The organism is Paracoccus versutus, assembly GCF_000763885.1.
Classification (GTDB): domain Bacteria; phylum Pseudomonadota; class Alphaproteobacteria; order Rhodobacterales; family Rhodobacteraceae; genus Paracoccus; species Paracoccus versutus.
Map to the genome: position 1 here is coordinate 1 of NZ_JRKO01000098.1, position 12,045 is coordinate 12,045.

The 12,045-nt window shown below is 66.9% G+C and carries 14 protein-coding genes; 9 read left to right on the forward strand and 5 right to left on the reverse strand.

Annotated elements, in window-relative coordinates; all coding sequences use genetic code 11:
- Positions 1-152 precede the first annotated feature (152 nt).
- From IT40_RS25025 to IT40_RS25030, 3 genes are all read left to right on the forward strand, one after another.
- The gene (locus IT40_RS25025; RefSeq protein WP_147307278.1) at positions 153-344 is read left to right on the forward strand and encodes a hypothetical protein; all 192 of its coding nucleotides are present in this window, start codon (positions 153-155) and stop codon (positions 342-344) included.
- 215 nt (positions 345-559) lie between these two features.
- Positions 560-886 carry a hypothetical protein gene (locus IT40_RS29030; protein ID WP_116171128.1) on the forward strand — a complete coding sequence of 109 codons (327 nt, stop codon included), beginning with the start codon at positions 560-562 and terminating at the stop codon, positions 884-886.
- On the forward strand, positions 886-1,173 hold the full coding sequence (locus tag IT40_RS25030) for a hypothetical protein (protein WP_036760846.1): 288 nt from the start codon (positions 886-888) through the stop codon (positions 1,171-1,173). Before IT40_RS29030 ends, IT40_RS25030 begins: the two co-directional genes overlap by 1 nt.
- Before the next feature lie 274 nt (positions 1,174-1,447).
- Here the strand turns inward: IT40_RS25030 and IT40_RS29035 are convergent, their stop codons facing one another.
- Positions 1,448-1,819, reverse strand: a complete 372-nt coding sequence (locus IT40_RS29035) for a hypothetical protein (RefSeq protein WP_157034107.1) — start codon at positions 1,817-1,819, stop codon at positions 1,448-1,450.
- 185 nt (positions 1,820-2,004) lie between these two features.
- Between IT40_RS29035 and IT40_RS25035 the strand changes: the two genes are divergently transcribed.
- The 3 genes from IT40_RS25035 (at position 2,005) to IT40_RS25045 (ending at position 5,521) form a co-directional block, all read left to right on the forward strand.
- Positions 2,005-2,193 (forward strand): hypothetical protein, encoded by a 189-nt coding sequence (locus IT40_RS25035; RefSeq protein WP_036760848.1) that lies wholly within the window; start codon positions 2,005-2,007, stop codon positions 2,191-2,193.
- A 499-nt stretch (positions 2,194-2,692) separates the two neighbouring features.
- Positions 2,693-3,136, forward strand: coding sequence for a hypothetical protein (locus tag IT40_RS25040; RefSeq protein WP_240540498.1), 444 nt, complete (start codon positions 2,693-2,695; stop codon positions 3,134-3,136).
- Positions 3,137-3,208: 72 nt separating this feature from the next.
- Entirely contained in the window at positions 3,209-5,521 is a 2,313-nt protein-coding gene (locus tag IT40_RS25045) for a Tex family protein (protein WP_116171129.1), read from the forward strand.
- A 13-nt stretch (positions 5,522-5,534) separates the two neighbouring features.
- Here IT40_RS25045 and IT40_RS25050 read toward each other — a convergent pair whose 3' ends face one another.
- On the reverse strand, positions 5,535-6,533 hold the full coding sequence (locus IT40_RS25050; protein WP_036760851.1) for a LacI family DNA-binding transcriptional regulator: 999 nt from the start codon (positions 6,531-6,533) through the stop codon (positions 5,535-5,537).
- A gap of 158 nt (positions 6,534-6,691) precedes the next feature.
- Here IT40_RS25050 and IT40_RS25055 point away from each other — a divergent pair, with 158 nt between their 5' ends.
- The 3 genes from IT40_RS25055 to IT40_RS25065 are packed head-to-tail and all read left to right on the forward strand — an operon-like array spanning position 6,692 to position 10,133.
- Positions 6,692-8,029 (forward strand): uracil-xanthine permease family protein, encoded by a 1,338-nt coding sequence (locus IT40_RS25055; protein ID WP_036760853.1) that lies wholly within the window; start codon positions 6,692-6,694, stop codon positions 8,027-8,029.
- Positions 8,029-9,426, forward strand: a complete 1,398-nt coding sequence (locus IT40_RS25060; protein ID WP_036760855.1) for an amidohydrolase family protein — start codon at positions 8,029-8,031, stop codon at positions 9,424-9,426. Before IT40_RS25055 ends, IT40_RS25060 begins: the two co-directional genes overlap by 1 nt.
- Complete coding sequence (locus IT40_RS25065; RefSeq protein WP_036760857.1) at positions 9,423-10,133, forward strand: sulfite exporter TauE/SafE family protein; 711 nt, start codon at positions 9,423-9,425, stop codon at positions 10,131-10,133. The genes IT40_RS25060 and IT40_RS25065 overlap by 4 nt, the downstream gene beginning before the upstream one ends.
- Before the next feature lie 11 nt (positions 10,134-10,144).
- Here IT40_RS25065 and ku read toward each other — a convergent pair whose 3' ends face one another.
- From ku to IT40_RS29400, 3 genes are all read right to left on the reverse strand, one after another.
- The gene (gene ku / locus IT40_RS25070) at positions 10,145-10,981 is read right to left on the reverse strand and encodes a non-homologous end joining protein Ku (protein ID WP_036760859.1); all 837 of its coding nucleotides are present in this window, start codon (positions 10,979-10,981) and stop codon (positions 10,145-10,147) included.
- A 75-nt stretch (positions 10,982-11,056) separates the two neighbouring features.
- The gene (locus tag IT40_RS25075) at positions 11,057-11,509 is read right to left on the reverse strand and encodes a DUF421 domain-containing protein (RefSeq protein WP_036760860.1); all 453 of its coding nucleotides are present in this window, start codon (positions 11,507-11,509) and stop codon (positions 11,057-11,059) included.
- 10 nt (positions 11,510-11,519) lie between these two features.
- Positions 11,520-12,045, reverse strand: a 526-nt coding sequence (locus tag IT40_RS29400) for a hypothetical protein (protein WP_052096320.1), incomplete at its 5' end; no start/stop codon positions are given.

Consider the following 12,045-nt stretch of genomic DNA (forward strand, 5'->3'; position numbering starts at 1 on the left):
CTATTTAGCTAACGCCATCCCGTCCCCTCGGCAGGTAAGTATGTGCTTACTTATTTTATGAATTATTTCAGCTAGTTACTTCATTTTCCCTCTTGCGCCCGGATTCCGCATCGGCCTAGATTCCAGGTATTCCAAATCACATGAGCAAGATCATGCCGACTTTCATTTCCGATTCCGCCTATGAAGCCCTGCTGCGTGACCTGTCCGCCGCCTTCATGATCGCCGCGACCTCGACCGGCTGCGACCTGCGCGACAAGCTGGCCGAGGCGCTGGCGAATGCTGACATTCTGCCCGAGATGTGCCGGCCTGACTTTGCGGTTGCAGAGGTGGCGTTGGCGGCTTGATAGGAAATTCCTATCAATCAAATAGAAAGTATCTATGAAAAATATCCGGTAATTTCAGCTTGTTACCTCGAAAAAATTGCCGGAGGACAGCAAAAATAAGCCGAGCTATACAGAGATAGCCGAGCGCCACAGCGCGAGGTTGAGAGGCTGGCGGGTCTGCCGACCAAAGCAAAGACCCGCCGGCTAAGTGCAACACGGATCACAAGGAGATTCTAATGACCGTGCAAGACCACAATACCGCAACCGCACCCGAGGCGGCAACCCTGACCGCAAAAGAACTCTTTCACGACATGCTTAGTGCATATTCGCACTTTGAAGGCTCTGGCGACACGACCCGGCGATTGTATGACGCTGCTTATCACGTCCTTGGCGTAAGTGAGAGCATGGCGACCTATGCCGGCTCTGATGCAAGCTGTGATCTGGAAATGGTGCTTGGCGGTGCTGATTTTCAGGTGTGGCGCAATGAAGGTTGCACTTACGCCAGCGCAGCCCGCCTGATTCGCGCAAAACTGATTAAGACTCTGAACGGGGAGGCCGCATAATGGCGAATACTACGACCGAGAATCCCTTTACCGAAAACAGCCTTAAAGGCTTCACTTTCTGGTTCGGCTCTAACGCTGGCAACCAGCACGGAACTGTCGCGCGCGGTGCCATTGCCCTCGACGGCGATCTGGTAGCGATCTACAAACACAACCTCAAAACTGATCTTGTTACCGTTACCACTATCGACGGCAAGACCAAGACCACCCAGGCAGGCGGCTTGCGGGTTGAACAGGTCGCAGAAATGTTGCTTCGCGAACTGACGGCAGAGGCGAAAAAAGCCGCCTGATCCATGAGACGAACCCCCGCGCCAGCCGTAAAGACATGTAACGGGCTGGCGCGGCCCGGTGGCCCTTTCGTTTCCAGCCACCGAATGCGCTAGGATTAGACGGTGAGTGCCTGGGTTTGCGTCATGGCCCGAAAACCCCGTCATGGTGCGGCGACTTTCACCCTTGGTCGCGCGGCATCAGGGCCTTATCCGTAAAGGCCCGTCATAGTTGGCACACCAATGGGAAGGGCGCGGAGCGATCCGCGCCCTTCCTGCTGTTGTGACGCTACGTCACTTAGCCCATTTTTAGGGGCGTCACAATGTTACAAAACCTCTTGTAAGTCATTGATTCTAGGCGTTCCCGGTAGTTTTCAAGTCCCTCCACCCGCACCATTTTGAAAGCAGACGATAATCCGCCTGCGATCGCAATGGTGCCGGCCCTTGGCTCAAGGCGTTTTGGCACATTTTCGGCGCGGTCATGTTCGGTTGGCGGCAGCGTTGCGCAGCCTTTGGCTCGCGCTTTCGGTTGGCCTGGGACCGGAACTTCCAGACCAGGGCGGGCGTCTTGTGCCCGGTGAGGGGCTGAATACACCCCAGCTTCGGCATATCGCCCGCCGTGGATCACCCGCCGGCCGGCGTCATCCGGGGCGCCGATCTTCTCGCGCATGTCCTCTACAGCCCGCTGCCCGAGCGGTTGGGTCAGTTGGGGCCCATGTGACGGCTGATCCGGGGGCGTTCCTTGCGATAGGCGCGCAGCCGGGCCGGATTCTCCCTTGGCCAGTTTGATCCCCGTCAAAGCGCGTCGCGGCCGGATGTGCCCTACAGGGCATGGTAACTGGTCTGGGGGTGGAAATGACCCGTCTTTTCATGCTTCTGTTGTCCATCAGCCTGACGACGCTCGCCGGGATCGGCGTGATCATCGTCCTGGCGATGGGATTTTACGATCTGCGCGCCATCCTTCTGGCCGCCGCCGGGGGTGCGATCATCGCCTTGCCCATCACCTGGTATGTCGCCGGGAAGCTGAAGGACAGCATGGGCTAGCAAGCGCCGGGCGCCAGCCCGCAGGGCAGGCAATCAGCCGCGGGGCTGGCCTGCCCGTCAAGCCGCCAGCGCATCCGCGCAGGCGGCAGCCGTGCTTTTTTTCGGCATATCCAAGGCCCAAAAGCCGAAAGGAACGGTCCTGCCCATTTGCGGCGGGGCTTTCCCGTTTTGTTGATTCCCGCGCGGGGGCTGCCCCGGCGGGCCGGCCGCAAGCGCGGGTGGGCCGAAGCCGCCGGCCCCGGATGACCCGGCGGCAAGGAAAGACAGGGCCCCGCGAATCCATCGCAACCTGGGGGTGTTCGCCGCCGCCGCGCAGGGCGCTCATTAAAATCAAGCAAAAACAACATATTGACGTGCCGCTGTTAAGAAATTGTTAACCTGTCTTAAAGGGCAACTGGCCTAAACCGAACAGATCGTTTTAATTGTAAGTCATTGCGTGATCTCCATTGTTGGTTGGTGAGTGATGTTGGTGAATGGCAAGGCCACGCATGCCGCTGGCATGCATTATACCCCTGGCGACAACGGTTGCCTGAGCTTTCTTCAGGTTCCGGGAATCGGGGTCGGCAGCCGAAGCTTCTCGGGCTCGGTGGCGGACTGGTGCGAGCAGGGGTTCTCGATCTGCGAAAGCTACCTGATCGAGGCGCAGACCCTTTCCATCGAAGGCGATCCCTCGGGGTTCGTCGCCATGGCCGAGGCGCAGTTCGACGACGAGCTGGCCGACGAGGTGCTGCTGCACGCCAATGCCCTGCTGAGGGGCATGGCCTTCCGCCGGCTGGGCGGGCGGCTGCAACTGGTCGAAACCGGCGACGAGCCCCTGGGCCTGAACTGGACCGCCATCGCGAACCTGTGGTGCGCGATGGAGACGACCAAGGGCGACATGCGCCTGCCGCGCCTTGACCCGCAGTTCGAAAAGCGGATGCGCGCGGCGATGCGCCTGTCCTGAACGGGACGGCGGCGCCGGGACGCTTGGATCGGCGGCCGGTTTTGTCTAAGACGGCGTTCCAGTCAGCAGAGGATGCCGCCCGTGGACGCGACCGACCGCATTGCCCGCACCATCGCCGCCGAGATCAGCGCCAGCCCCGCCCAGGTGGCGGCGGCGACCGGCCTCTTGGACGGGGGCGCGACGGTTCCCTTCGTCGCGCGCTATCGCAAGGAGGTGACGGGCGGGCTGGACGACACGCAGCTGCGCACGCTGGCCGAACGGCTGGCCTATCTGCGCGAACTCGAGGCGCGGCGGGCGGCGATCCTGGATACGATCCGCGGCCAGGGCAAGCTGACCGAGGATCTGGCCCGCGCCATCGCCGGGGCCGAAACCAAGGCCACGCTGGAAGACATCTACCTGCCCTTCAAGCCCAAGCGGCGCACCAAGGCGATGATCGCGCGCGAAAACGGGCTGGAGCCGCTGCTGCGCGCCATCCAGGAGAACCGCAGCCCCGAGCCCGAGGCGCTGGCGGCGGGCTATCTGACCGAGGCGGTGCCGGATATGAAATCGGCGCTGGACGGGGCGCGCGACATCCTGGTCGAGGAACTGTCCGAGAATGCGGCGCTGCTGGGCCGGCTGCGCGAATTCATGCAGGCCGAGGCGATCATTTCCGCCAAGGTGGTGCCGGGCAAGGAGCAGGTCGGCGCCAAGTTCAGCGATTATTTCGACCAGTCCGAGAAATGGGCCGCGATCCCGGCGCATCGGGCGCTGGCGATCCTGCGCGGCGCCAAGGAAGAGGTGCTGACCATCGAGATCGCGCCCGAGCCGGAAACCGGCGCGGCGCGGGCCGAGGGCATCGTCGCCTCGGCGCTGGGTCGGCTGGGCGACCAGCCGGGCGACAGGTGGCTGCGCAAGGTGGCGGGCTGGTGCTGGCGGGTGCGGCTGTCGAACACGATGTATATCGACCTGCTGACCGAATTGCGCACCCGCGCCCATGCCGAGGCGATCCGGGTCTTTGCCCGCAACCTGCGCGACCTGCTGCTGGCCTCGCCCGCCGGGCCGCGCGCGACCATCGGGCTTGACCCCGGCATCCGCACCGGGGTCAAGCTGGCCGCGGTGGACGGCACCGGCAAGCTGGTCGAGACGGCGACGCTCTATCCCTTTCCGCCGAAATCCGACCTGCGCGGGGCGGAAGCCGCGCTGGCCGCCGCCATCACCCGCCACAAGATCGAGTTGATCGCCATCGGCAACGGCACCGCCAGCCGCGAGACCGAGCGTTTCGTGGCCGAGGTGCTGAAACGCCTGCCCGAGGGGGTGAAGCAGCCGGTGAAGGTGATCGTGTCCGAGGCCGGCGCCTCGGTCTATTCGGCCTCGGAACTGGCGGCCAAGGAGTTCCCCGGCCTAGACGTGTCGCTGCGCGGCGCGGTGTCCATCGCCCGGCGCTTGCAGGATCCGCTGGCCGAGCTGGTCAAGGTGCCGCCCGAATCCATCGGCGTCGGCCAGTATCAGCATGACGTGGACCAGCGGCAGCTGGCGAAAACGCTGGAGGCGGTGGTCGAGGATGCGGTGAACGCGGTGGGGGTGGACCTGAACACCGCCTCGGCGCCGCTCTTGGCGCATGTCGCCGGGCTGGGGCCGTCGCTGGCGCAGAACATCGTCGCGCATCGCGATGCCTCGGGCGCCTTCCGCTCGCGCGCGGCCTTGAAGAAGGTGACGGGGCTTGGCCCGCGCGCCTTCGAGCAATGCGCGGGCTTCCTGCGCATCCGCGAGGGCGACGAGCCGCTGGACGCCTCGGCCGTCCATCCCGAGGCTTACGGCGTCGCCCGCCGGATCGTCGCCGCCTGCGGCCGCGACATCCGCCAGATCATGGGCAATGGCGCGGCGCTGAAGGACATCCGTGCGGAAGCCTTTGTCGATGAGCATTTCGGCCTGCCCACCATCCGCGACATCCTGTCGGAACTGGAAAAGCCCGGCCGCGACCCGCGCCCGAGCTTCGTCACGGCAAGCTTTGCCGAAGGGGTCGAGGATATCAAGGACCTGCGCCCCGGCATGGCCCTGGAGGGCACGGTGACGAATGTGGCGGCCTTCGGCGCCTTCGTCGACATCGGCGTGCATCAGGACGGGCTGGTGCATATCAGCCAGCTGGCCGACCGTTTCGTGAAGGATCCGAACGAGGTGGTGAAGGTCGGCGACGTGGTCAAGGTGCGCGTGACCGAGGTGGACGTGGCCCGCAAGCGCATCGGCCTGACCATGCGCAAGGACGGCGGCGCCAGCGCCAGGGATGCGCAGAAGGAGCGCGGCCCCAAGGCCCAGCCGGCGCGTGGTCCGAAATCCGCCGCCCCCGCCGGCAAGGAACAGCCGGGCGCCCTGGGCGCGGCGCTGCTGAACGCGCTCCGCAAGAACTGAGCGGGCCGGTCGCCTAGTCCGGCACCGAGGATCGCCGGGGAACCAGATCCGGCAGGTCCGCATCGACCGTGCGGCCGGTCCCCTCGATCCGGTCCAGCAGCAGGTGGACCGCCTGCTCGGCGATCGCCGGAAGATGCAGGTCCAGGGCGGTCAGCGGCGGATCGGACAGCTTCGCCCGCAGCCCGTCATAGCGGGTGGCGATGCGCAATTGCCGGGGCATCGCCAGCCCCAGCTCATGCGCCGCGCGCACCGCGCCGCTGGCAAAGGCGTCGATGGCGGCGAATATCCCGTCGATCGAGGGGTCCGCGCGCAGCAGGCGCAGGGTTTCGCGATAGGCGATCTCCTCGCCCTCTTCCTCGTCCAGGGCGACCAGGGTGGCTTGCTGGCCGCGCCGGGCGACGAAGGCGCGATAAGCCTCAGCGGCCTCGATCTGGCTGGTGCGCGGGGTCGCGCCGACCAGCGCGGCGACATGGCGGCAACCCTGCTGCGCCAGATGGTCCAGCAGCAGCAGCGCGGTTTCCCGCGAGCGAATGTTGACGGCGGGTATGTCGGGCCGGCCCGGCACGGTGCCGATGGAGACGACGGGGATCTTGCGCTGCTCGAACAGGGCGACCAGCGGGTCGTCGCGCATGGGCTCGACCAGGATCACCCCGTCGAAGGCGACCGAGCCCTGGCTGCGGATCGCCGGATGCGGCGGGATCAGGCACAGCGCCAGCTGGCGGGTCAATGCCGACATCGCGGCCGAGGCTGCGATCTCCATCAGGAAGCCCAGCCGCGACGGCCCGGCGGCAATGGCGAAGGGCATCGAGGAGGCCAGCGCGATGGTGCCGCTGCGGCCGCTGCGCAGCGCCCGCGCCATGCTGCTGGGGTGATAGCCGATCTCCTCGGCGATGGCGTGGATGCGCTTGCGGGTCTCGGGGTCGACGTGGCGGCGGCCGCTGAAGGCATGGGAAACGGTCGTGACCGACACCCCCGCGGCCCTGGCCAGATCCGATATGGTGGGCTTGCGCAATGCGTCCTCATTCGCCGCTTTTCGCGGCAAGGCTAGCAGCATCGCCGCACCGGAGGCAACAAAACGATTTGCACGAATCGCGCCGCGTGGTATTTCGGGGGTAAGCAAAACGATTTGCATAAATGTAAACGCCGCTTCAACAACAGGGAAACGCCACGATGGCCAATGCAAAGACGCTTACGCCGCCCGATCCGGTGGACCGGGTTCTGCCGCCGAGGGATCTGATCCTTTACGGCTTCCAGCACGTGCTGGTGATGGCCGCATCGCCGATAACGGCGGTGTTTCTGGTGGCGCAGACGCTGGGCTTCGACCCGGCGCTGACCGTGTCGATCATCAGCGCCACCTTCCTGGTCTGCGGGCTGGGCTCGATCCTGCAAAGCTTCGGGCCGGCCGGTTTCGGGGCGCGGCTGCCCTTCATCATGGTTCCGGGCGGCGCCCCCATCGCGATCTTCCTGGCCATCGCCAGCCAGACCGACGTGCAGACGGCGGTGGGCGCGGTGCTGATGACCGGGGTGTTCTATTTCCTGGCGCTGCCGGTCTTTCGCCGGCTGCTGCGCTTTTTCCCGCCCATCGTGGTGGGCACCATGCTGCTGCTGGTGGCGGTCAACCTGGTCAAGATCTATGGCGGCACCATCACCGGCAAGCCCGGCAGCGAGGGCTTTGCCGATCCGGTCAACGTCGGGCTGGCGCTGGCGACCATCACGCTGACGGTGATCTTCTCGCGCGTGTTCACCGGCACGCTCCAGCGCATCTCGGTGATGCTGGGGCTGATCGCGGGAACGCTGCTGGCGGCGGCGCTGGGCCGGCTCGACCTGTCGGGCGTGATGCAGGGACCGCTGGTCGCGGTGCCGCAGCTGTTTCCGTTCGGCATGCCGAAGTTCGACCTGATCGCCTCGCTGCCGCTGGTCATCTTCTCGATCATCTCGATGGCCGAGGCGACCGGCCAGACCATCGCCACCGCCGAGATCGTGGACCGCAAGGGCGACGCCCATGCCATCGTGCCGCGCACCATCCGCGGCGATGCGGTGGCCTCGATCCTGGGCGGGCTGTTCGGCACCTCGCTGATCATCACCTCGGGCGAGAACATCGGCATCGTCCGCGCGACCGGGGTGCGCTCGCGCCATGTCACCGCCATGGCGGGGGTGATCCTGGTGCTGATCGCGCTGCTGGCGCCGGTGTCGCGGCTGGCCAGCGTCCTGCCCGGCCCGGTGGTCGGCGGCACGGCCGTCATCGTCTTTTCCATCATCGGCGTGATCGGCATCCATGTGCTGAGCCGCGTCGACCTGCGCGAACATGGCGCGATGTTCACGCTGGCCTCGGGGCTGGCCATGGGGCTGATGCCGATCCTGGTGCCCGGTGTCTACAGCCAGTTCCCGCAATGGTCGCAGATGATCCTGGGCAACGGGCTGGCGATGGGCACCATCACCGCGGCCGTGGTCAACGCCTTCTTCCAGTTCAGCGCCCCCAAACCTGTCGATGCCACGGAGCATGCCTGATGACCGACCTGCGCCAGACCTTTGCCCGAACCGACGAGACGATCGTCGCGCCGGGGCGCCTGCTTCTTGACGGAGGGCCGCAGCGCGACATGGCCGTGCTGCTGCGCGCCGGCCGCTTTGCCGATGTCGGCCAAGCCGCCGCGCTTTGCGCCCGCCATCCCCAGGCGCGGCTGGTCGAACTGCCCGATCACCTGATGATGCCGGGCTTCATCGACACCCATACCCACCTGACGCAATCGCTGGGCAAGTCGCTGGTCTTCGGCGAACCCTCCGAGATCTTTCGCCGCATCTGGGTGCCGCTGGAGGGCAGCCTGGACGAACACATGGTCTACCTGTCCTCGAAGCTGGCGGCGCTGGAATGCCTGCGGGGCGGCTTTACCACGGCGATCGACGCCGGCACGCGCTCGGCCGGCCATATCGGCAAGCTTGCCCTTGCCTCGCGCGAGGTGGGGTTGCGGCTGGTGGTGGCGCAGATCTGCAACGACCTGGGCGGCGCGGCGGTGGTGCCGGATCGCGGCCAGATCCTGCGCAACGCCCAGGCGCACCTGGCCGCCTGCCAGGGCGATCCGCTGATCCATGCCTCGCTGGCCATCTCGATCCCCGAGGTGGCCAGCGACGAGATGCTGCGCGAGGTCTCGGCCATGGCGGCCGAGGCGGGCGTGACCTTCCAGACCCATGTGAACGAGCATCTGGTGGCGGTCGAACGCTCGCTGGTCGCGCATGGCCGCCGGCCGCTGGAGCATCTGGCCCATGTCGGCGCGCTGGGGCCGCAGACCCTGATCGCGCATTCGACGCTGGTCACGCCGTCGGAGCTGAACCTGCTGCGCGATACCGGCACCGCCGTCGCCTACAACCCCGTCGCCTCGGTCTGGAAGGGGAACGCGGTCGCGCCGGCGTTGCAGATGCAGGCGCTTGGCATCCGCTTCGGGCTGGGCACGGACGGCACGCGGGCCGACGGGTTCCGGCTGATGGACGCGGCCGAAAGCATGCAGCGCGTGGCCTATGGGCTGGCCTCGGGCGACAGTTCCTGCGGCGGCGGCTGGCTGTGGCTGGATGCGGCGACGCGGATGGCCGCCGATGCCGGCGGTCTGGCCGGCGTGACCGGCCGCATCGCCAAGGGGCTGGCGGCCGACTTCCTGCTGGTCGACCTGGACCGGCCCGAATTCACCCCCTCGCACGACCTGAGCTGGGAGCTGGTGCGCTATGGCAACCGCGACCAGATCGACGCGGTCTTTACCAATGGCCGGCTGAGGATGGTGCAGGGCTGGCCGGTGGACTGGGACGCGCGCGCCCTGATGGAAGAGATCAGGGATCTGGCCGCGCCGGCCATCGCCGCCGCGCCGATCCAGCGCATCCATCCGACGGCGGACAGCCTGATCGACATGAGGCTGGCGTGACCCTTTCCATCTTTCTGGGCCTGTCGCTGCTGGTCGCCACATCCGCATTCGTCCAGGGCGCGGTGGGCATCGGCTTTGCCCTGATCATGGCGCCGGTCTTCGGCTTCGTCGATGCCAGCCACCTGCCCGTCACCCTGCTTATCCTGATGTTGCCGCTGAACTTCCTGGTCGCATGGCGCGAGCGGCAGATGATCGACCGGCAGGGCACCGGGTGGATCACCTTCGGCCGCTTCTTCGGGACGTTCCTGGGCATGGCGGTGCTGGTCGCGCTGTCGGTGCGCCAGCTCGAGATCGCCGTCGGCCTGCTGACGGTGCTGGCCGCCGTCGCGGCCCTGCTGGCGCCGCCCTTCGCCCCCAGCCGCTCGGCCTCGCTGGGGGTGGGGCTGTTCACCGGCGTGACCGAGACGGCGACGGGCATCGGCGGCCCGCCGCTGGCGCTGCTATACCAGCACGCCCCCGGCCCGGTGCTGCGCTCGACCGTGGCGACCTGCTTCCTGGTCGGCGAGGCGATCTCGCTGGTGATCCTGCTGGTCGCCGGGCGGATCGGCGGGCAGCAGATCCTGGCGGCGCTGGCGCTGATCCCGGCGGTGCTGGTCGGCAGCCTGCTGTCGCGGCATGTCCATGCCCATGTCAACGGGCCGGCGCTGCGGCTGGCGGTGCTGGTCTTCTCCATCGTCAGCGGCGCGGCGCTGGTCCTGAAGGGTTAGGGCGCGGGGGCTCAGCCGGACTTGCGCCGCGAGCCCGCCCCCGCCGCCTTCCTGCGGGCGGGCGGCTTTTTCCGGGCCAAGCCCGCGCTTTCGCGCAGCGCTGCCATCAGGTCCACGACATTCTCGCGCTTGGGCGCCGGGCGGGGCTTGATCTTGCGGCCCTCCAGCTTGGCGCGGACCAGGTCCGCCAGCGCCGCCTCGTAACGGTCGTCGAAGGCGGCGATGTCGAACGCGCCCATCTTGGTGGCGATGATATGCTTGGCCAGCTCCAGCATCTCGCCCTTGATCTTCACGGCCGAGATGTCGCGGAACGCCTCGCTGGCCGAGCGCACCTCGTAGTCGAAATTCAGCGTCGAGGCGATCATGCCCGGCCCATGCGCGCGGATCAGCACCGTGCGCACCCGGCGAAACAGCACCGCCCGCGCCAGCGCCGCCGCCTGCTTGCGGCGCATGCCTTCGCGGATCAGGGCAAAGGCTTCCTCGGCCGTCCGGTCCGCCGGCGTCAGGTAATAGGGGCGGTCGAAATAGACGTCGTCGATGTCCTTGCAGGCGATGAAACCCGCGACGGCCAGGGTCTTGTCGCTTTCCGGCATGGCCGCGGCGATCTCGTCGGGATCCAGGACGACGTAATCGCCCTCGCCGACCTCGTAGCCCTTGACCTGGTCGTCCTTTTCGACCGGCTTGCCGGTGTCGCTGTCGATGAACTGCCGGCGCACCCGGTTCCCGGTCGCCCGGTTCAGCGTGTGAAAGGCGATGCGTTCCGAGGTCGAGGCCGCGGCGTGAAGCGCGACCGGGCAGCTGACCTCGGCGATCTTCAGCATCCCCTTCCAGATCGCCCGCGGTGCCATGGCCTGCCTTCCCGGTGAAATACGACGTCGGCCCAACGTCCCCAGCCTGGCGGCGGTTCCGGCGGTGCGGGCGGCCTATCCCTGGTCCTTGCGGGGGATGATGCTGATCGCGCCGCTGATCTCCAGCACGGCGGCGTCGATCTGTTGCAGGTTGGCCAGGCCATGCTGGACGCGTGCCGCCTCCAGGATGTCGTTGATGCCCATGCGCGAGCGTTCCAGCGCGGCGCGGTCGACCTCGCCCCGGCTCATCAGCACCGTGGGGGTGCCGTCCAGCCAGGTCGCCAGCCAGGTCGAGCGCATCTTGGCAAAGGACAGGATCACGTCGACCGTGACCAGGGTGATCATCAGCACCACCGCGTTCACGATCGAGAAATCGTCGCCCAGCAGCGCCTGCTGCGTGGTCTCGGCGATGATGAGCAGCAGCACGAAGTCGAAGGGCGTGGTCTGCGCCAGCGTCCGGCGCCCCGACAGCCGGGTCATGACCAGCAGCGCCAGATAGATCGCGACGCCTCGGATGACGGAATCCATGGCTTGGCCTTCAGGGCAGGACCAGGATATGGGCGGCGCGGCGTTGCGCGCCGATGGCGATGTCAAGCCGCGTCCAACCGAAATGCAGCGCCCGCACGTCCAGGACCACCTTGTGCGGCCCCGGCCCCTGCGCCGGCACGGCAAAGCCTTGGCCGCGGTCCGAAAGTGTGGCTTGCGCCGGTTCGGGCTGGATGCGCTCGACCGAGAAGCGGTCGAAGAAATCCTGCCCGATGCGAAAGGAATGCGCTGCGGCCGGGCGTTCGAAGGTGATCGAGACCTCGTCGGTGCCCTCCCAGCGGCTGATGCGGGGAAATTCGACCCGCGCGCCGTCCAGGCGCAATTCGCCCCTGTGCAGCGCGCCGCCGCTTCCCGTCAAGCCCAGCAGCGCCAGCAGGCAGACCGCGCCGAAGAGCAGCCAGGCGATGCGCTGGATGCGCCAGAACCGGCGCTGGAAGCGGCGGTCCTCGTCCAGTTGCAGGCCGTCGTCGCGCAGGGTGGGCGCGCGCAGGGTGGGGCTGTTGGATCGGGGGTTCGGC